This window comes from Agrobacterium sp. 20P9.1.2 (assembly GCF_057799395.1).
Window position 1 is genome coordinate 70,563 of record NZ_JBYOKI010000008.1, and the last position, 20,857, is coordinate 91,419.

At 57.8% G+C, this 20,857-nt stretch carries 23 protein-coding genes; 9 read left to right on the forward strand and 14 right to left on the reverse strand.

The genetic code is table 11. The features are described from left to right. Window position 1: 1 nt before the first annotated feature. Both AC27VJ_RS19970 and AC27VJ_RS19975 read left to right on the forward strand, forming a co-directional pair. A complete protein-coding gene (locus AC27VJ_RS19970) occupies window positions 2-2,083 on the forward strand; it encodes a hypothetical protein (RefSeq protein WP_488685467.1) in 2,082 nt (693 codons plus the stop codon). After that, on the forward strand, window positions 2,083-2,505 hold the full coding sequence (locus AC27VJ_RS19975; protein WP_488685468.1) for a GNAT family N-acetyltransferase: 423 nt from the start codon (window positions 2,083-2,085) through the stop codon (window positions 2,503-2,505). The genes AC27VJ_RS19970 and AC27VJ_RS19975 overlap by 1 nt, the downstream gene beginning before the upstream one ends. An 11-nt stretch (window positions 2,506-2,516) precedes the next feature. Here the strand turns inward: AC27VJ_RS19975 and AC27VJ_RS19980 are convergent, their stop codons facing one another. Genes AC27VJ_RS19980 through AC27VJ_RS19990 form a run of 3 tightly spaced genes read right to left on the reverse strand, consistent with a single transcriptional unit; the run spans window position 2,517 to window position 4,173 of the window. Beyond that, on the reverse strand, window positions 2,517-2,906 hold the full coding sequence (locus AC27VJ_RS19980) for a DUF5615 family PIN-like protein (RefSeq protein ID WP_488685469.1): 390 nt from the start codon (window positions 2,904-2,906) through the stop codon (window positions 2,517-2,519). Next, the gene (locus AC27VJ_RS19985) at window positions 2,903-3,562 is read right to left on the reverse strand and encodes a DUF433 domain-containing protein (protein ID WP_488685470.1); all 660 of its coding nucleotides are present in this window, start codon (window positions 3,560-3,562) and stop codon (window positions 2,903-2,905) included. The genes AC27VJ_RS19980 and AC27VJ_RS19985 overlap by 4 nt, the downstream gene beginning before the upstream one ends. Window positions 3,563-3,603: 41 nt before the next feature. Then, window positions 3,604-4,173, reverse strand: coding sequence for a GNAT family N-acetyltransferase (locus AC27VJ_RS19990; protein ID WP_113088501.1), 570 nt, complete (start codon window positions 4,171-4,173; stop codon window positions 3,604-3,606). 291 nt (window positions 4,174-4,464) lie between these two features. On the opposite strand from AC27VJ_RS19990, the gene AC27VJ_RS19995 reads away from it, so the two are divergent. Beyond that, complete coding sequence (locus AC27VJ_RS19995) at window positions 4,465-5,457, forward strand: glutathione S-transferase family protein (protein ID WP_488685471.1); 993 nt, start codon at window positions 4,465-4,467, stop codon at window positions 5,455-5,457. Window positions 5,458-5,460: 3 nt separating this feature from the next. Here the strand turns inward: AC27VJ_RS19995 and AC27VJ_RS20000 are convergent, their stop codons facing one another. After that, complete coding sequence (locus AC27VJ_RS20000; RefSeq protein ID WP_488685535.1) at window positions 5,461-5,859, reverse strand: NUDIX domain-containing protein; 399 nt, start codon at window positions 5,857-5,859, stop codon at window positions 5,461-5,463. Between the two features lie 176 nt (window positions 5,860-6,035). On the opposite strand from AC27VJ_RS20000, the gene AC27VJ_RS20005 reads away from it, so the two are divergent. Beyond that, the gene (locus tag AC27VJ_RS20005; RefSeq protein ID WP_488685472.1) at window positions 6,036-7,001 is read left to right on the forward strand and encodes a metallophosphoesterase family protein; all 966 of its coding nucleotides are present in this window, start codon (window positions 6,036-6,038) and stop codon (window positions 6,999-7,001) included. A gap of 24 nt (window positions 7,002-7,025) precedes the next feature. Here the strand turns inward: AC27VJ_RS20005 and AC27VJ_RS20010 are convergent, their stop codons facing one another. The 4 genes from AC27VJ_RS20010 to AC27VJ_RS20025 all read right to left on the reverse strand — a co-directional run bounded on the left by AC27VJ_RS20010 (window position 7,026) and on the right by AC27VJ_RS20025 (window position 11,798). Then, entirely contained in the window at window positions 7,026-7,397 is a 372-nt protein-coding gene (locus tag AC27VJ_RS20010) for a cupin domain-containing protein (RefSeq protein WP_488685473.1), read from the reverse strand. Window positions 7,398-7,470: 73 nt separating this feature from the next. Beyond that, window positions 7,471-8,310 (reverse strand): AraC family transcriptional regulator, encoded by an 840-nt coding sequence (locus AC27VJ_RS20015; protein ID WP_488685474.1) that lies wholly within the window; start codon window positions 8,308-8,310, stop codon window positions 7,471-7,473. Window positions 8,311-8,417: 107 nt separating this feature from the next. After that, the gene (gene leuA / locus AC27VJ_RS20020; RefSeq protein WP_488685476.1) at window positions 8,418-10,130 is read right to left on the reverse strand and encodes a 2-isopropylmalate synthase; all 1,713 of its coding nucleotides are present in this window, start codon (window positions 10,128-10,130) and stop codon (window positions 8,418-8,420) included. Window positions 10,131-10,610: 480 nt separating this feature from the next. Beyond that, window positions 10,611-11,798, reverse strand: coding sequence for a benzoate/H(+) symporter BenE family transporter (locus AC27VJ_RS20025; RefSeq protein WP_488685477.1), 1,188 nt, complete (start codon window positions 11,796-11,798; stop codon window positions 10,611-10,613). A 182-nt stretch (window positions 11,799-11,980) separates the two neighbouring features. On the opposite strand from AC27VJ_RS20025, the gene AC27VJ_RS20030 reads away from it, so the two are divergent. After that, complete coding sequence (locus AC27VJ_RS20030; protein ID WP_488685478.1) at window positions 11,981-12,655, forward strand: spermidine synthase; 675 nt, start codon at window positions 11,981-11,983, stop codon at window positions 12,653-12,655. Here AC27VJ_RS20030 and AC27VJ_RS20035 read toward each other — a convergent pair. Beyond that, window positions 12,652-13,029, reverse strand: a complete 378-nt coding sequence (locus tag AC27VJ_RS20035; protein WP_062448821.1) for a winged helix-turn-helix transcriptional regulator — start codon at window positions 13,027-13,029, stop codon at window positions 12,652-12,654. The two genes, AC27VJ_RS20030 and AC27VJ_RS20035, sit on opposite strands and share 4 nt — an antisense overlap. 97 nt (window positions 13,030-13,126) lie before the next feature. On the opposite strand from AC27VJ_RS20035, the gene AC27VJ_RS20040 reads away from it, so the two are divergent. Together AC27VJ_RS20040 and AC27VJ_RS20045 are read left to right on the forward strand one after the other, a co-directional pair. Further along, on the forward strand, window positions 13,127-14,188 hold the full coding sequence (locus tag AC27VJ_RS20040) for an SDR family oxidoreductase (RefSeq protein WP_488685479.1): 1,062 nt from the start codon (window positions 13,127-13,129) through the stop codon (window positions 14,186-14,188). A gap of 175 nt (window positions 14,189-14,363) precedes the next feature. After that, entirely contained in the window at window positions 14,364-15,920 is a 1,557-nt protein-coding gene (locus tag AC27VJ_RS20045) for a B12-binding domain-containing radical SAM protein (RefSeq protein ID WP_488685480.1), read from the forward strand. A 57-nt stretch (window positions 15,921-15,977) separates the two neighbouring features. Here the strand turns inward: AC27VJ_RS20045 and AC27VJ_RS20050 are convergent, their stop codons facing one another. Further along, window positions 15,978-16,559 (reverse strand): ATP-dependent Clp protease proteolytic subunit, encoded by a 582-nt coding sequence (locus tag AC27VJ_RS20050; protein WP_488685481.1) that lies wholly within the window; start codon window positions 16,557-16,559, stop codon window positions 15,978-15,980. Window positions 16,560-16,779: 220 nt separating this feature from the next. Here AC27VJ_RS20050 and AC27VJ_RS20055 point away from each other — a divergent pair, with 220 nt between their 5' ends. Together AC27VJ_RS20055 and AC27VJ_RS20060 are read left to right on the forward strand one after the other, a co-directional pair. Then, the gene (locus AC27VJ_RS20055; protein WP_488685482.1) at window positions 16,780-17,370 is read left to right on the forward strand and encodes a HupE/UreJ family protein; all 591 of its coding nucleotides are present in this window, start codon (window positions 16,780-16,782) and stop codon (window positions 17,368-17,370) included. A 109-nt stretch (window positions 17,371-17,479) separates the two neighbouring features. Beyond that, the gene (locus tag AC27VJ_RS20060) at window positions 17,480-18,229 is read left to right on the forward strand and encodes a DUF2076 domain-containing protein (RefSeq protein ID WP_488685483.1); all 750 of its coding nucleotides are present in this window, start codon (window positions 17,480-17,482) and stop codon (window positions 18,227-18,229) included. An 18-nt stretch (window positions 18,230-18,247) separates the two neighbouring features. Here AC27VJ_RS20060 and queF read toward each other — a convergent pair whose 3' ends face one another. From queF to AC27VJ_RS20080, 4 genes are all read right to left on the reverse strand, one after another. Further along, complete coding sequence (gene queF / locus AC27VJ_RS20065; RefSeq protein WP_488685484.1) at window positions 18,248-18,712, reverse strand: preQ(1) synthase; 465 nt, start codon at window positions 18,710-18,712, stop codon at window positions 18,248-18,250. A gap of 3 nt (window positions 18,713-18,715) precedes the next feature. Next, entirely contained in the window at window positions 18,716-19,633 is a 918-nt protein-coding gene (locus tag AC27VJ_RS20070) for a cation diffusion facilitator family transporter (RefSeq protein WP_488685536.1), read from the reverse strand. Between the two features lie 125 nt (window positions 19,634-19,758). After that, on the reverse strand, window positions 19,759-20,145 hold the full coding sequence (locus AC27VJ_RS20075) for a glyoxalase superfamily protein (protein ID WP_488685485.1): 387 nt from the start codon (window positions 20,143-20,145) through the stop codon (window positions 19,759-19,761). A 24-nt stretch (window positions 20,146-20,169) separates the two neighbouring features. After that, window positions 20,170-20,802, reverse strand: coding sequence for a LysE family translocator (locus tag AC27VJ_RS20080; RefSeq protein ID WP_488685486.1), 633 nt, complete (start codon window positions 20,800-20,802; stop codon window positions 20,170-20,172). Window positions 20,803-20,857: the final 55 nt, after the last annotated feature.

Below are 20,857 nucleotides of genomic sequence, written 5' to 3' on the forward strand. Positions count from 1 at the left end.
CATGACACTGACCTTTGCGCCCTTCCTGCCGTGGATCGTGATCGGCATTCTCGCCACCGCCGCCTTCGTACTGGCCATCATCGGCCTGTGGCGCGGCGTGCGCGGTGCATGGCTGCGTGGTTTGGCGCTGGCAGCACTTCTGCTGGCCATTTCCAACCCGCTTCTGACCAATGAGGAGCGCGATCCGCTTTCCACCATCGTCCCTGTTATCGTTGACCGCTCGCAGAGCCAGGATGTGCAGCAGCGCCCGGAACAGACGGATCAGGCACTGGCCACCCTTCGTGAACGCCTCGCCCGCTTCCCGCGCATCGAACCACGCATCGTGGAAGTCCAGAACGACCCCAACAGCGATGCTCCAGCCACTAATCTCTTCTCTTCGCTGGTCGCAGCTGTGTCTGATGTATCTCCGTCACGCGTTGGCAGTGCGATTTTCCTCAGTGATGGCCAGATCCATGACATCCCTAATGTTACGCCGAACATCGAACAGACGCTTGGCTTCAAGGCCCCAATCCATGGCCTGATCACCGGGCGGGCGGAAGAATTCGACCGGCGCATTGAAGTGGTGCGCGCGCCGCGCTTCGGCATCGTCAACGAGCAGCAGGAGCTGACGCTCCGCGTCTTCGATGACGGTCGCGCCCAAGGTGGTCAAGCGGAAGTCACGGTGAAGATGAATGGCGAAGAGATCGCCACGCTCGAAGCCACGCCCGGCCAGCCCCTGCCCTTCAGCTTCAAGGTTCCGCGCGGCGGCAACAATGTCATGGAATTTTCGGTGGCCGAGCTTCCCGGTGAAGTCACCACCAGCAACAACCGCGCCGTCCACGTCATCGAAGGCATCCGCCAGAACCTGCGTGTACTTCTTGTCTCAGGCGAGCCACATGCCGGTGAGCGCGCCTGGCGCAACCTGCTGAAATCCGACACCTCGGTCGATCTCGTCCACTTCACCATTCTGCGCCCGCCGGAAAAGCAGGACGGTACACCGATCAACGAGTTATCGTTGATTGCTTTCCCGACGCGTGAACTGTTTGTCGAGAAGATCGAGGATTTCGACCTCATCATCTTCGACCGCTACCAGCATCGCGGCGTGCTACCGATCCTCTATTATGATTACATCGCCCAATATGTCGAAAAGGGTGGCGCGCTTCTGATCGCTGCCGGTCCCGAACATGCAGGGCAGGATTCCATCGCCATGACGCCGCTTGCCTCGGTGCTGCCAGCGCAGCCCACCGGCGAAATGCATCAGTCGGCCTTCTACCCTCGCCTGTCGGAAGCGGGCAAGAAGCACCCGGTCACACGCGGTCTGGAAGGCTCCGGCGAAGAGCCGCCGCAGTGGGGCCGCTGGTTCCGCACGGTCGGTGTGGAACAACCGCAGGGCCAGACCGTGATGCTGGGCGATGGTCAGGACCCGCTGCTGGTGCTGAACCGCCAGGGCGAAGGTCGCGTCGCCATGCTGCTGTCCGATCAGGGTTGGCTCTGGGCACGCGGCTTTGAAGGCGGCGGCCCGCATGTCGGCCTATACCGCCGCATCGCCCATTGGCTGATGAAAGAGCCCGAGCTTGAAGAAGAGGCGCTGACCGCCCGCGCTAATGGCCGCACGCTGGAAATCACCCGCCAGACCATCGGCGACAATCCCGGCAATGCCACGGTGAAATTCCCCACCGGCAAGACCGAGACGATGGCCTTTACGCAAACCGAGCCCGGTCTTTACAAGATCGAACGCCGCATGGATGAAACCGGCCTTTACGAAATTACCAATGGCGATTTCACCACGCTGGTCCATGTCGGTGCCGTCGATGCCCCCGAATTCAAGGCGATGATCTCCACCACAGAGGCTTTGAAGCCGATTGTCGATGCCACGAAGGGCAGCATTCACCGCGTCGTCAACGACAATGGCAGAGTCGTGCTGCCGGATATCCTTCCCGTGCGCGGCGATGTGCGCGTGGCCGATAATGACCGCATGCTCATTCGCCTGACGGATGAAACCGTATTGAAGGGCGTCAACACCCTACCGCTCTTCGCAGGCTTCGCGGGTCTCGCCGCCCTGCTGATGGCATTTTCTGCGCTCTGGTGGCGTGAAGGACGGTAATGGAGCAGCGCATTACCATCAGCCAGGAAGGCGACAAGGACAGCGAAGCAGCCATTCTGTCGGCTCTCAAAGACTACAACATCAACCGCTTCGGCCCCAGCGACTGGCAGGAACTCGTTATCTCCCTGCGTGATGACGAGGGCACCGTCACCGGCGGCCTCTGCGGCCACACTGCGCGCGGCTGGCTCTACACGCGGCTGCTCTTCATCCCCGAAACTCTGCGCGGCCAAGGCCTCGGCCCCAAGCTGCTTTCCATGGCGGAAGAGGAAGCCCGCAAACGCGGCTGCATCGGCGCATACATCGATACGATGAACCCGGATGCGCTGGCGCTCTACCAGAAATGTGGATATGAAATCTTCGGCCAGATCGAGAATTTCAGCGGTGCAGAGTCGCTGACATATTTGAAGAAGTCACTTAAATAAAACGCAAAAATCTACCGCCTTGGCAGATCGTAACGCGAGATCGAGACATTGAAATCTTGGTTCACGGATATCACCAGAACCTGATTCCAGAGTTCGCTTCCATTCAATTCCTCGATAACAAGTGACATCAGTGCCTTTTGCAGTTCGAGGCTCATAATTCCAGCAGAGGTATTGAACGCAACGAGCCCGACGTGAATATCTTCTCGATTGTAAAGCGGCAGAAAATCTACCGTATTATGCGTGACGAGAATATATCCCTGATCAACAGCAATCCGTCCAACGACGTGGTCTTTGGCACCGGACATACCGAGCCATAAAACACACGTCGATTGATGAAAACCCGAACCATGAGCAATCTTCACCAGTTCAGGGCTCAGACATTCATCGATCAGAAACTTCACGATTTGACCGGGGGTATGTCGAGCTTGAGGGTTCGAACAGTTTTAGCCTCACCATTCCGCCACTCCGGCTTGGCAACGGGGCGTCCGCGTTTTGGGTAGGCGAGAGCATAATCCGCAGCTGCGTTCAATTTCTCGAGCGAGAGTTGGGGAAACGCCGCAATGATTGCCTCACGCGTGTCACCGCTCGTCAACATTTCCGTGACGTCGTAAATGGGTATGCGCGTGCCCACGAACACAGGCTGGCCACCCATAACATCAAATTGGATCGACACGGCGTCCCTCGCACGTTCCAGCCTGTTTAGACCTGCTTCGACATCTGCCAGAATTGGGCGAATATCGACCTGAAGCGGTGCATCTTCCACGATCGCTTGGTTTTTGTCAGACAAGGCTTTAGCGATGATGCGTTGCCGCGCCGCCGGTGTAAGCGTTGAAGCTGTGAGATAGGCCAACCGCAACCCTATAAGACCAGCCATAGATATGGAACGCGTTCGTCCCTTGGATTTCGCATAATTGCGCAACAATCCAGCGTCGATAATTCTGTTGACGTGCTTAAGCGGAACACCCGTCACTGACGAGGCTTCGCTTGCGCTAAGACTTTCTCCGATGGCGAGCAACATAGATAAACCTTCCAAAGAACTGGAAAGATTATAGCGCAAGTACCGCCGGAACGCCAACAGTCAAATCAGAGGCGAAATTTCTACGCGCTTGCTTTGAGTGGCTCGTCGTAGACGCCGTATTCAACCGCACTCAGACATGTAGGAGCCTCACACTGCCGCCAGCCGATCTTGCCCTTCAGCCGCTCATGCGTATCAGCCGCCAGCGGCACGACAAGCACGCGGTTCATATCGACAGGACCGGGGAAATCCAGCGCCGCATAGGCCACCTTCTCGAAACCCAGCGGCATGTAATATGGCGGGTCACCGATCAGAATGACGGCTTCGGAGCCCTTGCGTTTGGCGGCGGCGATGGCGATGCGGACCAGTTCACGGCCGATGCCCATGTTCTTATGCGATGGCCGCACGGCCAGAGGGCCGAGCATGTGGCCCTTCACGTCGCCCGCCAGAACCGGTGTCATGCGAACGGAAGCAATCGTCTCGCCGTCGTCGGCACAGATATAGGAAATCGAACGGTCGTGCGGTCCCTGCTCGCGGATGCGGGCGGCGGCGCGGGTGTGCCGACCGGGGCCGAAAGCTTCTGCATTGATGAGTTCGATAACGGCGTCATGAGACGCGTCTTCGGTGAGGTAGACCAGTTCGTGCTTGGACATGGAGAGACCGGAACGTTAAATACGGATAGGGCGATGTGACGGCTGCGCCGGTTAAGGCGTTCGAAGCGTCAGCGTCGTCGGAGCATCCGTGTTGCGGTCATAAAGCAGAATTCCCTCAGAATTGTGATAAACGCGGATATCAGGAAAATTCCGACCCGTCCAGAACAAATCCAGAGCTTGGCCATTCAATAATGTGAGTGTGATACGAACGCACTGTTCACTGCCTTTTGGGTTCACTTCCCGCAAAGCCATGGCTTACAGTGTGCGCAGCAACATGAAGGAGAACGCGCGATGGGTATGCTGGTTGAGGGTGTCTGGAAAGACGTCTGGTACGACACCAAGGAAACCAAAGGCCATTTCAAACGCAGCGCCTCGCAGTTCCGCAACTGGATCACCGCAGATGGGCAAGCCGGTCCCTCTGGCAAGGCTGGTTTCAAGGCCGAGAGAGACCGCTACCATCTCTATGTTTCATTGGCCTGTCCCTGGGCGCATCGCACGCTGATCTTCCGCAAGCTGAAGAAGTTGGAAGACCTTATTTCCGTTTCGGTGGTCGATCCGCTGATGCTGGAAAATGGCTGGGAGTTCAAACCGGCGGATGAGCGTACCCCAGGTGCCACGGAAGACCATCTCTTCGGCTCCTCGGCAATGTGGCAGGTCTATACCAAGGCAGATCCAACCTATTCCGGCCGCGTGACCGTGCCTGTGCTGTGGGACAAGCAGCAGAACACCATCGTCTCGAATGAATCCGCAGAGATCATCCGCATGTTCAACAGCGCCTTTAATGCGCTGACGGGATCGCAGGATGATTATTACCCAGAGCCGCTGCGTGCCGAGATCGATGAGCTCAATGATCTCATCTACGACACCGTCAATAACGGCGTCTACAAGGCCGGCTTTGCCACCACGCAGGAAGCCTATGCGGAAGCCGCTACCAAGGTTTTCGAAACTTTGGACCTGCTGGAAGCACGTCTTGAAGACAAACGCTTTCTGTTGGGCGCCCAACAGACGGAGGCGGACTGGCGGCTGTTCACTACGCTTGTCAGGTTCGACCCTGTGTATGTCGGCCATTTCAAATGCAACATTCGGCGCATTCATGACTATCCGAACCTGACCGGCTATCTGCGCGATCTGTACCAAACATCAGGCATTCCCGAGACGGTCGATATGCGCCACATCAAGGACCATTATTACCGCAGCCACAAGACCATCAACCCCACCGGCATCGTGCCCATCGGCCCGGAGCTTGAGCTGGACAGGGCGCATGACCGCGAAAGGCTGGGCTAAGGCCTACCAGTAATCATCCGGCGGCGTTTCGCCCGCCAGTTCTGCGAGGCGGCGGCGGGTGGCACCCGTCGTCCTCTCGGGCAGAGCATCCAGCGGAAAGAAGCCGCTTTCGCTGATTTCGCGGTCGGGCACCTTCGTCGCGGTCTGCGTTACGTCAAGCCGGTAGAACAGCACATGGTCGCGGTCACTGGTGCGGTTGTTGAAATAGACATGGAGAAGCTGTGGCGTAGACGTGGCGACAAGGTTGCCCTCCTCGCGGATTTCCTTGTGCAGGGCCTGCAAGCCGGTCTCGCCGCGCTCTACCCCGCCGCCCGGCATATGCCAGCCTGCAACATAGGTGTGCCGCACCAGAAACACCCGCCCCTGCGCATCAAAACAGGCGGCACGCACGCCCAGCGTCATCCCCCGGCGGACAAAGAAAAAGACATGGAGAACGCGCTTTGCAACATTCCGAAATAAATCCCGGAACCGTTGCCCGCTGACATGGTTTTCACCCAACGCTCAACTCTCCTTTATCTCATTGAAAAACAGGGGTTTTGGGTTGGACGCTCAAGATTTCATACGTTATGGCTGGATGCATGTTCAAACTCGCCCATATTTCCGATATCCACCTTGGCCCGCTGCCAAAGCTGACCTTTCGTGAACTTGCCTCCAAGCGCATTCTTGGCTTTGTGAACTGGCGCCTCAACCGCCGCAAGCATCTTTTCAGCGATACGCTGGAAAAGGTGGTGGACGACATGGAAAGCAAAGCGCCCGACCATGTTGCCATCACCGGCGATCTCGTCAATCTTGCGACAGGCATCGAGATTCGTGCCGCCGCCGACTGGCTGGAGGAAATTGGCGATCCGCTGAAGGTTTCGGTCGTTCCCGGCAATCACGATGCCTATGTTCCCGGCGCGCATGACAAGGCCATGGCCGCCTGGTATCCCTTCGTGCGTGGTGATGGCGACCCGGAAAACTGGGACGAAGACCGCAAGATTTTCCCCTATATGCGGGTGCGCGGGCCGGTGGCCATGATTGGTTGTTCCACATCCATCGCAACCCCGCCCTTTTCCGCAACCGGTTATTTCGGGCGCAGACAGGCCCGCGCCACGGCAGAGCTGTTGAAGAAAGCGGGCGAACAGGGGTTGTTTCGCGTAGTCATGATCCACCACCCCCCCATCAGGGGTGCCGCTGCCACCCACAAACGCATGATCGGCATTCGCCGCTTCGCCGCAGCCATCGGCACGGGCGGCGCAGAACTCGTGCTCCACGGCCATACCCACCTCAATACCGTCTACTGGTTGAACACCCATCGCGGGCGTGACCACACGCCAGTGGTCGGTATCGCTTCGACAAGCCAGGGTCCCGGCGGCAAGAAGCCCCGCGCCGGGTATAATTTGTTCCACATAGACGGCGGCCCCGGCACATGGAACGTGACTTGCGAACGCTTCAGCCTCAATGAAAAAGGCACCGGCGTTGAGCTGGAAGACGTGCGGGTTTTTTACAATAACGGCCGCCCGCTCGGCTTCAGCAATCCTGTGGAACAAGGCGAGGAAGAGTGAAGCTTCGATCGCCCGCAGATCACCCTAAATCCAGAGGTCGTTCTGTGCGGTGCGATCCCCGCCTTCACGGCCGGTATTGAGAACGCCGCGTGGCTCTATCAACAGGAGATGAACCTCACGTTCCGCAGAGGGTTTATGCTCCACGCCCTTGGGAACGACGAACATTTCGCCTTGCCCTATCAATACCGAACCATCGCGAAAATCGATACGTAGCTGGCCGTTCTGGATAATGAAGGTCTCATCCGTTTCGGGGTGATCGTGCCAGATGAAATCCCCTTCGATGCGAACGATCTTGAACTGATAATCATTCATTTCGGCCATGACACGCGGCTGCCAGAAATCTGTTATTTTTGAAAGTTTGTCTGAAAAATTGATTGGCTGATATTGTTTTTCCATCGTCTGATGCTCCATTGTCGAATAGGAGCAATCTAAGTGTTTTCGCGTCGGGAATATTGAACGATCGTGCAGCTTAGCTTTGCCTCAGCGTCGTTCTGCGCCATTGGGCGGGCGTCATACCGAATGTGTCGCGGAAATGCCGGGTCAGGTGCGCCTGATCGGCAAATCCAGCATCCAACGCGACTTGAACGAGAGATTGCCCCTTAACCATCAGTGCCTTGGCGTGGTCTAGACGGCGAAGCGTCAAATAGCGGTATGGGCTGGTGCCAAATACCATCCTGAAATCACGAGACAGCTTCCAACGATCGCGACCGGTGAGCGCCTCCAGATGCTGGAGTGAAGTCACCTTCCCTTCTGAATGTCGAAGATAATCGCGTGCCGTATCGACCGCCCGGTAATCAGGCATTGAAATTTTGCGCCATCGCGTTTTGGCGGCGGCAGCTTTCAGCGCTTCGGCAATGTCGAACACCGCATCGTCATATTGCAAGGTTTCCATCGGTTCGCACATACGGCCAATCATACGGTCGATTGCCGAGAGCAACCGCGGGTCGCTCGAAACTCCCTCTGGAATGAAGGGCAGTTCATGACCATATCCCAGCGCTTTTTGAACAAGCAGCGGGCTGAGATAGATCATCCTGTAATGGAAGCCATCTTCCGTGCCAGCCTGCCCGTCATGCAATTCATCGGGATGCAGAACGATGGCGGTGCCGGGGACACCGACGCTGGATTGGCCGCGATAATGGAAGCGCTGCACACCGGAAATGGTGCGACCGATGGCATAGGTATCATGCCGGTGCGGCTGGTATGCTGGCCCTGAGAAAAACGCCTCGATCCGCTCGCAACCCTCCATGCCGGAAGCGAGATTGATCCAGCCCGACGCGGCACCTGCCGACAAATCGGCGACGACTCCCATTCCCGACTGCAAAGGAAACGCTCCAGATATCAAGAGAATAAGCAAGATGATTCCAGGTGAGGATGGAGCATACTCTGCCCCATCCTCACCCTGCTTCAATCCAATTGTTACTTCGCCGCCCGCTCGTCCAAAACCCGGTTGGCTGCAGACACGATAGCTTCCAGCGAAGCAGCCACGATGTTGGTATTGATACCCGCACCAAACAGCTTTCCGCCGGGATGCTCCATCTCGACATAGGCGATGGCCGAGGCGTTGGAGCCGTGTTGCAGCGAGTGTTCGGAATAATCATTCACCGACAGATCGATGCCGAGATAGGTGGACAGCGCGTTGATGAAGCCATCGATGGGGCCGGTGCCCTTGCCTTCGATGCGCTTGATCTCGCCCTTGTCGGTAATTTCTGCCGCAACCACCCTCACACCCCTGAAGTCACCAGCCGGATAGGTGTGGTGATCAACGAATTTGATGCGGGCATTCGGCTGCGTCACATATTGCTCGATGAAGCGGTCGTGGATGCGCTTGGCGGGCAGTTCCACGCCTTCTTCATCGGTAATGCGCTGGATTTCTTCGCGGAATTCGACTTGCAAGTTGCGCGGCAGGTTCAAGCCGTAATCCTGCTGGAGAATATAGGCGATGCCGCCCTTGCCGGACTGCGAGTTGATGCGAATGATCGCCTCGTAGGAACGACCGACATCCTTCGGGTCGATGGGCAGATAAGGCACTTCCCACACCGGATGGTTAGCGACCTTAATCGCCTTCATGCCCTTGTTGATCGCATCCTGATGTGAACCGGAAAAGGCCGTGTAGACCAGTTCACCCACATAAGGGTGGCGCTCGGGGATCGTCATCTCGTTGGAATATTCATAGACCGACTTGATGCGCTCAATATCGCGGCAGTTGAGTTCGGGATCGACGCCCTGCGTGTACATGTTCAACGCCAGCGTCACCACATCGACGTTGCCCGTGCGCTCGCCATTGCCGAACAGCGTGCCCTCCACGCGGTCCGCGCCCGCCATCAGGCCCAACTCCGTGGCCGCAATGCCGGTGCCACGGTCATTGTGCGGATGCAGCGAAATGATAACGTTTTCGCGGTTGTCGATGTTGCGGCACATCCATTCGATCTGGTCGGCATAGATGTTCGGCGTTGCCATCTCAACGGTGGAAGGCAGGTTGAGGATCAGCTTATTGTCCGCCGTCGGCTTCACGACCTCGACCACGGCGTTGCAGATTTCCAGCGCCACTTCCAGCTCCGTGCCGGTAAAGCTTTCCGGCGAATATTCGAAGCGATAACCGCCACCGGCCTTGGCCGCCATATCGGTGATCATCTTGGCCGCATCGACCGCAATCTGCTTGATGCCCGGCACATCCTTGCCGAACACGACGCGACGCTGCAATTCAGAGGTGGAATTGTAGAAATGGATGATCGGGTTCTTCGCGCCTTCCAGCGATTCGAAAGTACGCGTGATCAGTTCTGGACGGCACTGAACCAGCACCTGCAAGGAAACGTCTTCCGGCACGCCGCCCTGCTCCACACACCAACGTGCGAAGTCGAAATCCGTCTGTGAAGCCGAAGGAAAACCGATTTCTATTTCCTTGAAGCCCATTTCCAGCAACAGCTTGAACATGCGCGCCTTGCGGTCATGCCCCATGGGGTTGACCAGAGACTGGTTGCCATCACGCAAATCGACCGAACACCAGATCGGTGCCTTGTCGATGGTTTTCGATGGCCAGGTGCGGTCCTTGATGTCGATGACAGGGTATGGGCGATACTTCACGTTCGCGTCCGGCATGCCCTTGGAAATCTGAGAGGTCTTGGCGTCCATAATCTTGCTCCTTCCACGCATCGCGGCTGAAAAAGCCCCGTGCTAATGCGCGCCCAGACGGGCCTTAAATCCAGTATAAAGTGAGATTTCGAGTTGAGGAGCATTGGCACCAGCGGGCTTTCGGCCGCCGGGCGCTCCTCACTGGACCCGGCAACCGCGTGTAAGGTCGAGGCTAAGAAGCGAGAGTGCGCCGCATGGGCAAGCCTTCGCAGAAATCTGCGCGGTCATACCAAAAATGGTTGCGGTGCGAATGGTCATAGCGAATCTTATAAGCGGCGAAATTTTTCGTTGCAAGCCAAGACGTTCACTCGTTGTCAATTTTCTTGCTCTTGCCATTATTTCTAAAAGTTGAAAACATTATAGTCCAGAAAGCCTTCAAGACGCCGATCCATTCTGCGCCTCTAATAAGAGATGGCACATCACTAGGTGATTTGTCGTCATTGTTGGGAGATTTCACTACATTGTTTCTCCTCTATCCAATCATGAGCTTATACGGCTGGCGACCACACGCTGCAAAGCCATCATCAGCCCTCCGCCAACCAGCCCCCAGAACGCTCCGGAAATACCGCCAAACGACAGACCCGATGCGGTGATGAGGAAGGTTATGGCGGCGGCTTCGCGGGTTTCGGGGTCTTTGAAGGCGGCGACCGCTGAGCCGGAGAACGCTCCGACGAGAGCTAGACCTGCAACGGCCTGAATCAGAATAGGCGGTGCGAGCGCCACGAAGGCCGTGACCGCGCCGGCTAGGAGTCCGAAAATCACATAACCTACGCCACTGACGATGACTGCCCAGTAACGGCGCTTGGGGTCTGGATGGGCATCTTCGCCTGCGCACATGGCGGCAGTAATGGCGGCGAGGTTGACGGCATGGCCGCCGAAGGGCGCGGCGAGCAGCGAGAACAGACCGGTCGTGGCAAACAACTGCCCGGGCTGCGGATCGTAATTATTGACCTTGAGAACGGCGATACCGGGAATATTCTGCGAGGCCATGGTGACGATGAACAGAGGCAGCGCGATGGAAATCAGCGCTTGCAGGTTGAACACCGGCATGACGAATTCCATCGGCGGAACAAGCGACTGCGCGACGCTATCCAGAGCCCCTGCGGGAATATCGACACCGAAGATCATTACCAGCACAAAGGCGGCAAGCGCTGCGGGCACGGCAAACAAGCGCTTGAACGCGCCAACGACGATCCATGCCAGAATGATCGGCAGGCCGAGCAACGGGTTGAAGCCTATGGCTTTGATGGGTGCGAAACACAGGCCGATGATGACGCCTGATAACATGGCGTTGGCCAGCGGCGTGGGAATGGAGGCAACCGCACGCCCGAGCGGTTTGAACAGGCCTGCGATGATAATCAGCACCGCGCAGATGATGAACGCGCCCACCGCTGCTGGAAAACCACCCTCGATCACCCCTGTCGCGGCCAAAAGCGCGCCACCCGGCGTAGACCATGCAATACTGATGGGGAGCCGCGTCATGGCGGAGAGAAGGATGGCGCAAAGGCCGACGGAAACGGACAGTGCCATCAGCCCGGATGCCGCCTCGAAATCTGTCGCACCTACGCCCTTCAAGCCTTGCAGCACCACGGCAAAGGAGCTGGCAAAGCCGACGAAGGCCGTCAGCAGGCCCATGAACAGGCTTTGGAGGGAGAATTCTTTTAGCATGGCTGGGCTCTGGAAAAGAGAAATAGCAATCATCACTCCAGATCAAAAAACACTCTCGCTGGCAAGGTTGCTTTCTTCGGCGAAGGTACTCGCGCCTGACTTGTGCACGGTCCGCACCCTGCCCTGTTGTTCTCGCCATCCCGCCCGTGTAAACCCGCAGCATCAAAACAGCGAGATAACAGATGCTTCCTTGGATAGAACTGGACCGTGCGGCCATTCCCGGTGATGGCACCGAACTGCGCCTAAAGCAGCGCGGCCAGGAATTTTCCATCATGCTGGGTTCAAACGAGTTGATGAACAGTCGCTTGAGTGGCTCGGAAGAAGCCTTGGCGACGCTCTCCTGCGAACGCATTGCGGGCCGCGCAAACCAGAGCCTGCTCATCGGTGGACTTGGCATGGGTTTCACTCTGCGCGCAGCTCTCGGCGCCCTGCCTTCGGATGCCCGTGTCACGGTGGCGGAACTGGTGCCAGCGGTGGTGGAATGGGCACGCGGACCAATGGCTGATCTGCACAAGGGAACGCTGGACGATGTCCGCGTCGATATTCATGTCGGCGATGTCGGTGCGCTCATCCGCTCGAAGAAAGCGGCCTATGACGCCATTCTGCTGGATGTCGATAATGGCCCGGACGGCCTGTCGCGGCCTTCCAATGACAGTCTTTATGATCGAGAAGGTCTCGAAGCCGCCAGAGCAGCCTTGCGCCCGAAAGGCGTCCTCGCAGTCTGGTCTTCAGGCCCGGATGCCGCCTTCACCCGTCGTTTGCGGCAGGCCGGTTTTGCGACAGACGAGGTCAGTGTCCGCGCCAATGGCAAGCGCGGCGGCGCGCGCCATACGCTTTGGCTAGCAGCCAAAGCTTAACGCCGCGACGTAGAGCGCTCCCCAAGAGCATCCAGCGCATCGGCATTATCCCTGCCCCAGGCATAAAGCATTTCGACCGGTTCGATGAATCGTTCTCCCAGCGGCGTCAGCCTGTATTCCACAGCGGGCGGTCTGGTCGCATGCACGTGGCGTGTTATCAGCCCTGTCCGCTCCATTTCCTTCAAGGTTTGCGTCAGCATTTTCTTGGAAATGCCCGGCAGGCTGCGTTCCAGCACGCCGGTGCGGGCGGCGCCATCATGCAGCTTATGCAGCGCATGCAGGATCATGCTCGTCCATTTGGTCGAGAACAATTCGAGCACCCGTCTTGGCGCACAGTCCTCACGCCATTCGGCCTCATTGCTTCCCGGTTTCATCGTGGTCACCCTTTGGTATCCATGTCCCCAATCCGTGCCGTCTACACGATGGCGCGCAGGATGCCTAATTATAGCTCTTACAAAATGGAGTTTGAGCATGGTTAAAACGGCATTGGTGGTGGGCGCAAGCGGGATCGTCGGCAGCGCGACGGCAAATCTTTTGTTGGAAAAAGGTTGGCAGGTCTATGGCCTCTCCCGCAAACCGGGCCAGCAGGAAAGCATCATTCCTGTCGCCGCCGATTTGCAGAATGCGGCTGAAACGGCAAAGGCGCTGACGGATGTTCGCCCCGACGCCGTGTTCATCACCACATGGGCGCGACAGGACAGCGAGGCGGAAAACATCCGCGTCAATTCCGCCATGGTCCGCAATCTGCTGGATGGCCTCAGCCTTGGCAAATCCACCCGCCATGTGGCGCTGGTCACCGGCCTCAAGCACTACCTCGGCCCCTTCGAGGCCTATGGCAAGGGCAAGCTGCCGCAGACGCCGTTCCGCGAAGAGCAAGGCCGTCTCGATATCGAGAACTTCTATTACGCGCAGGAAGACGAAGTTTTTGCCGCCGCCAAGCGGGATGGCTTCTCGTGGAGCGTCCACCGCCCGCACACCGTCATCGGTCAGGCTGTCGGCAATGCCATGAACATGGGCACGACGCTGGCGGTCTACGCCACCATCTGCCGCGAGACAGGTCGCCCCTTCCGCTTCCCCGGCTCTGCCGCGCAGTGGAACGGTTTGACAGACATGACGGATGCCAATCTCTTGGCCAAGCAATTGCTCTGGGCAGCGGAAGCGCCGGATGCAAAGAACGAAGCCTTCAACGTCGTCAATGGCGATGTCTTCCGCTGGAGCTGGATGTGGAGCCGCATCGCGGACTGGTTCGGCATTGAGGCCGCACCCTTCGACGGAACCGTCATTCCGCTTGAACAGCAGATGGAAGATGATGCTGATATCTGGAGCAAGATCGCAGCGCGCGAAAATCTGGCCGAGCCAGACCTTACCCGCCTCGCCTCCCCATGGCACACCGATGCAGATCTGGGTCGCCCCATCGAAGTCGTCACCGACATGAGCAAAAGCCGCCGTCTGGGTTTCAAGGAGTACCAGCCGACGGATGACGCGTTCTTTGCGTTATTCGAGACGCTACGAAAGAACCGCCTCATACCTTGAGGCGAATGATCCTAGCCACCACCACCAAAACCGCATTGGTCTCCGCCAATGCGGTTTTTCGTTTGACGCTCACTGACCACCAAGACATAAACGCTAGATAGAAAAAATTGAATTAGGTTGCAGAAGCCATCGCGGCACCTTGGCCCCATCAGGCTGGCGGTGAAAAGGAGACTTCGTGCGTATACTCTTCGTCAATCCACCCTATATCTCGCTCACATCCCGCGGCGTTGGCCACCAGATACCCTTCGGTCTTCTCTGTGTTGCCGGTCCGTTGATCGATGCTGGTCATGAGTGCCGCCTGATCGATGCGGAACGCCACCACATGAAGGCTGATGAGATCGAGGCAGCCATTGCAGCCTTCAAACCGGACATGGTGATGACAGGCCATGCCGGTTCCACCCCTGCCCACCCCGCCTGTATTCTGGTTCTCAATGCCGCCAAACGTGTCTGCCCCCGGGCGCTCACTGTCTATGGCGGCGTTTACCCAACCTATCACGCCGCCGCCATCATGGCGGATGAGCCATCGGTGGACATCATCATCAAGGGTGAAGGCGAAGCCACCGCACTGGTGCTGGCACAGGCCTTGGTGCAAGGCCAGTCACTCAGCACCGTCCCGGGTATTTTCCACCGCATTGATGGCGCCGCTGTTGAAACCAGAACCGCCGCCACAATCAAGGACCTGAACGAATGGCGGATCGGCTGGGAGTTGATCGAAGACTGGGACCTCTATCAATGCTTCGGCCTTGGTCGCGCAGCCATCGTTCAGTTTTCGCGTGGCTGTCCGCACCGGTGCAATTATTGCGGCCAGTATCAGTTCTGGAGCCGCTGGCGATATCGCTCACCCTCGGCGGTCGCTGCCGAAATTGCCTGGCTGCATCGCACCCACGGCGTTTGTTTCGTTGATCTGGCCGACGAAAACCCCACCTCCTCCAAGCGCTTGTGGCGAGAGTTCCTGGAAGCGCTGGTCGAAGAAAACGTGCCCGTTCGGCTGTTTGCGACGATCCGCGCAACCGATATCGTGCGGGATGCCGATCTGCTGCCCTTGATGAAAAAGGCTGGCATGATCTGCGTGCTAATGGGCATCGAGACGACCGACCCGACCACGCTTGCGGCCATCCGCAAAGGATCTACCACCCGTGAAGACCAGCAAGCGGTCACGTTGCTACGCCAACATGGTATTTTGTCCATGCTTGGGCATATCGTCGGCTTCGAGGAAGAGCGGCTTGTCGATTACATCAGAGCGCTGCGTCAGATCAGCCTCTACGACCCGGATTTGCTGAACGCCATGTATCTGACCCCGCACAGCTGGTCCGACTGGACGGCAGAAAATGGTGAGCGTCGCGTTATCGAGACGGACCGCAGCAAATGGGACTACCGACACCAGTTGCTGTCATCCCGCCACCTGTCACCGGGCATGATCTTTGCCATGGTAAAGTTGCTGGAAGTTGCGGTGCACTGTCGGCCACGCGCGCTGTTGCGCATCCTGTTTCATCGTGACCGGGAACTGCGCAAACATATGCGCTGGAGCTTCCGTTTCAGCTTCCGCGTCTGGCGGGCGGAGATTGCGGAATTCATCCGCCAGCCGCCACCCAAGAGAGGCCGGATGTCGCTGGCTGAGTGGTTCGGCAAGGTGCCAGTTTCACCAAAGCCTGCAATGGGCGCGCATGACACGCATATTGGCGGCCCTGTTGTTGAAGCGGCAACGAAGAAGATGCACGTCGGCACGCAGTAAAATCAAAAAACCGCGCTGACCTTCGCCGGCGCGGTTTTTCCAATGAGCTATATTCGCTTAGATTTCGGCTTGCGATGTGATGACGCGCGAAGCAAGGCCATAGGCCACAGCTTCTTCGGCACCCAACCAGTAATCGCGGTCGATGTCCTTGGCGATCTTTTCTTCCGACTGGCCAGTGGCAACCGAGAAGATCTTGATCAGGCGCTTGTTCATCTTGATGATTTCGCGTGCCTGGATTTCGATGTCGGACGCCATGCCGCGGGTGCCGCCGGATGGTTGATGCAACAGGAAGCGGGTGTTTGGCAGGCAGATACGACGTTCCCTAGGCACAGATACGTAGATCAGCGCGCCAGCGGAAGCGACCCAGCCCGTGCCGATGATCCATACCTTCGGCTTGATGAACTTGATCATGTCATGGATGCTGTCGCCGGATTCGACGTGACCGCCGGGCGAATTGACGTAGACGCGAATGTCTTCATCGCTGGCAGCGGCAAGTGCCACGAGCTGCGTGCAAACCTTCTGCGCCAGTTCCTGCGTGATGCCGCCATAGATGAAGATCGAACGCGACTTGAAAAGATTCGCTTCCGTTTCCTTGCCGATCGGCAGTTCCTTGCTCTTGTCGTCTTCGTCTTCGTTCATTTGGCGGTCTCCAACGTAATTCATTACCTACCGGACATAGTGTGATTTGTTTCGTAAAACAATGAGTGAAAAAGGCAAGGCACGGAACTGCTTAATAAACAGGGCACCGGCAAATGACGCATGGACAGGCTCTTCATGACTACGATATCGATAACTGCGCGGCCCAGCGGGCGACCCAAGCGCTCCTGAGCCGCACATGTAAAAATTTCGAGAGGGAACGATGTTCAAAAGACTTTCACTCGCCGCAGCAACGCTTGGCCTCACCGCACTGCCTGCCTTTGCCCACCTGAACCCGGAAGAACACGGCTCCTTCATGGCGGGTTTTTCGCATCCGCTGTTCGGCGCAGACCACATCCTCGTTATGGTCGCGGTCGGCATCTGGGCCGCGCAGATTGCAGCGTCGAAGGATAATAAGAACGCGCTGTTCATCGTTCCCGCTGCTTTCGTCGCCACGATGGCCGTTGGCTTCCTGCTGGCGCTTGGCGGCATCGAGCTGCCCTTCGTGGAACCGGCCATTCTGGCCTCCGTCATCGCACTCGGCTTGCTGGTGGCCATGGCAACGCGCGTTCCGGTGAGCGTCGCTGCCGCCATCGTTGGCGTCTTCGCACTGTTTCATGGCCATGCCCATGGTGGCGAGTTGGGCAGCGCGGGCGCGCTTCAGTTCGGCGTCGGCTTCGTGATTGCAACGGCGCTTCTGCATGTCGCTGGTATTGCGCTGGGACTGGGTATTGCAAAGCTGGGAACTTTCGCTGCCCGCGTCGTCGGCGGGCTGACGGCGCTGGCCGGTCTTTCGCTGGTTTTCGGCGGTTAAAGACAGGCTTTTAACCTTACAAAAATGTAAGAAAATTCCGGCTTTCAAAAGCCGGAATTGAACCCTAACTCCTTGGTGTGCGTTTCTCGACACGCCAAGGAGGCTACCGATGTCACCAGAAGAAACCCAACTGCTCAAATCCCTGTTCGACAGGGTCAAATCCGCATCCTCCACGCCGCGCGATGCGGAAGCGGAAACGCTCATCACCCAGGCCGTGCGTGATCAGCCCGCCTCACCCTATTACCTCGCTCAAGCCGTTATCGTGCAGGAAAAGGGGCTGGAAGCGGCAGCGGCGCATATCCGCCAGCTGGAAGAACGCATTCACCAGCTCGAAAGCGGTAACACCGCCCCGCAACAGGCGCAGCAAGGCGGCTTCCTGAGCTCGATTTTCGGCGGCAGCCAGCAGCAGGCACCAGCTCCCGCCCCCGCTCCAACCTATCGCAATGATACATCGGGCCAAACACAGGGGCCATGGGGCCGCGCACCCGATGCGCCGCAAGCCAGTGGACCTTGGAACAACCAGCAACCATCGGCGTTCGGACGCCCAAGCGGTAGCGGCGGCTTTTTGCAAGGCGCACTTGGGGCTGCGGCGGGTGTGGCGGGCGGCATGTTGCTGGCCAATTCGCTAAGCGGCATTTTCTCCAACCACGTCGCTTCGACTGGCTGGGGTTCCCCGTTTGGCGGTGCGGGCGGCGCTAACGCGCCTGTAGAGGAGACTGTCATCAACAATTACTATGGCGATGACGACAAGCCGCAGCAGGATGCCACCGACAACAACGACAATCTGCAGCAGGCAGATTATGACGACAGCAATGACGATGCGGATTTCGATTCAGGCGATGGCGACAGCGTCGCCTGAATTGATGTGTGATGGGGGTCAGCCGCGGCCACGATAGGTCGCGACGCCCTGTTCCGGCAACCATACACCCTCGGGTGGTGCGCCAGTCTGCCAGAATACATCGATGGGAATGCCGCCGCGCGGATACCAGTATGCACCGATGCGGAGCCATTTTGGCTGGAGCAAATCGACCAGACGCTTGGCGATATAGACCGAGCAATCCTCGTGAAACGCACCGTGGTTGCGGAAGGCATGCAGGAACAGCTTCAGCGACTTGGATTCCACCAGAAACTCACCGGGAATATAGTCGATAACGATATGGGCGAAATCCGGCTGGCCGGTCATGGGGCATAGCGACGTGAATTCCGGTGCGGTGAAGCGCACGACATAATCCGTACCGGCATTGCCGTTCGGCACTTTTTCCAGAACAGCCTTTTCCGGGCTTTCGGGGGCTGCGACTTGCGCGCCCAGTTGCGACAGGCCGGAAACATCCGTGACTGACATGGTTCAAACTCCTGTTTCTTGAAACTCGACCCGAACGCCATGCGCCTGTTCACTTTCAGGCTCCACATGAATGGCAAGCACGGCACCGGGTATGGCCTCTCTTATGGCATCTTCCAGCCGGTCGCAAATATCATGTGCCGCCCCCACGGACAAAGCTGCGGGAACAACCACATGGAAATCGATAAAGGCGACCGCCCCTGCCCTGCGGGTCTTCAGATCATGCACGCCAAGAATTCCGGCGGAATTCTCCGCAATCGCTTGTCTGATCGCCTCGTCCTCTTCCGGCTCCACGGCACGGTCCATAAGGCCTCCGAGCGAGTGCATGATGACTTTCGAGCCCTGAAACAGGATGTTGATAGCAACGACGATGGCGAGAATGGGGTCGAGGATCGCATAACCGGTGACAATTGCCAGCACGAGGCCGATCAAAACGCCGCCCGATGTGACAACATCCGACATGATGTGTTGCCCATCCGCCAAAAGTGCTGGCGACGACTGCTTCTTTCCGACGCGGATCAGCACCGTCGCCCAGATACCGTTGAGAATGCCCGCGAACGCATTGATGGCAAGACCAAGCGCTGGCGCTTCCGGCAGATGCGGCGCCATAAGGCCACCCCACGCTTCCTTGACGATCAGCAACGCGGCAACGACGATCAGCACGCCCTCCACCACGGCAGAGAGATATTCCGCCTTATGGTGGCCGAACTGGTGATCGTCATCGGCAGGCTTTTGCGCATAACGAATGACGAAATAGGCAATGAAGGCTGCGACAACATTGACGGTGGATTCCAGACCATCGGACAGCAGCGCGACCGAGCCCGTGACCCACCAAGCCAGCAACTTGAGCCCCAGCACCGTGATGGAAAAAGGGATGCCCCAGAAAGCGAGCTTTCTGACGAGAGCGTTACCCTGACTGTTCATGACCTGCCCCGTGCGGTTGAGAATGAATTGCAGAAATGGACCCCAAAACGCATGAACCGCCCGCACGGAGGTTCCGTGCGGGCGGTTCATATGTGCGGCTTCTATGATTTAAAGTGGGCGTGAGGTCAAGGGTTTTCCGCCCCGTTCTGCTCGCAGAAACGGATGCGGTTTCCAAATGGATCTGTGACCTCCATCTGAAGCCCCCAAGGCAGTTTTTCGACGCCCGGCTTCATGAATGTGTAGTCCTTGACTGCAAGTTCACGCTGAAAGGATTCAACATTCGCTGTATTGACGAAAGTGTTCGAACCGGGCGTCGCATCGCCATGATGCCCGCTGAGATGAATGACCAGTCCGGCACGTGATACCTGCATGTAGAGCGGAAAGTTCTCACCAAACCGATGCTCCCAATCCACAGAGAAGCCGAGGAACTCGACATAGAACTCTCGCGCCTTGGCCTCATCGAAGATACGCAGGATGGGACACACGCGGGTGAAGTGGGGCTGGTTCGACATATTTAGTTCCCGTGGACTATTAAGTTAGACCCTGCTCAACAGCAGCTTGATACCCGCAAAGCCGAAGAACATCGCAAGCGTTACTTCGATAGACCGCTTGGCCTTTTGATAGATACGGATGGCTGGTGCGGTGGAAAACAGCAGCGCGTAGCCGCAGAAGATGATGAGACCCAGCATGGCGCAGCCGCCGATAATGGCTGCGAGAGTGGCAGGGCCCGCACCGGGCTTGAGCCCGAGCGACATGATGGCGAGCCAGCCGAGAACGGCCTTGGGATTGGTGAGGTGAAGCAGCAGACCACGGCGATACAGCTTTGGGTAATCCGGCCTGCTATTTACGACGTCGCCGGCTTGCGCCTGCGGTGCCTTGGCAAAGGCCGAGCGAGCGGATTTGTAGGCCAGATAGAGCAGGTAGAGACCGCCGGCGATCTTGATAATGAAAAGGGCGTTGGCAAATGTCGCAAGCACGGCAGACAAGCCCGTCGCCGCGACAGCAGCCCAGCAGAGCGAGCCTGTCATGACACCGAGCGCGAGAATGATGGCAGGCGCCCTGCCCTGGCGCATGGCTATACCCATGATGGTCATGTTGCTGGGACCGGGGCTAGCCACCGCGATAATGTAGGCGACGTAAACCAGTAGAAGCTGATGGAAATCGATCATCGGAGCCAAGCCCTAAAATACCATTGTCAAACCCATCAGATACTTGCAGCCGCTT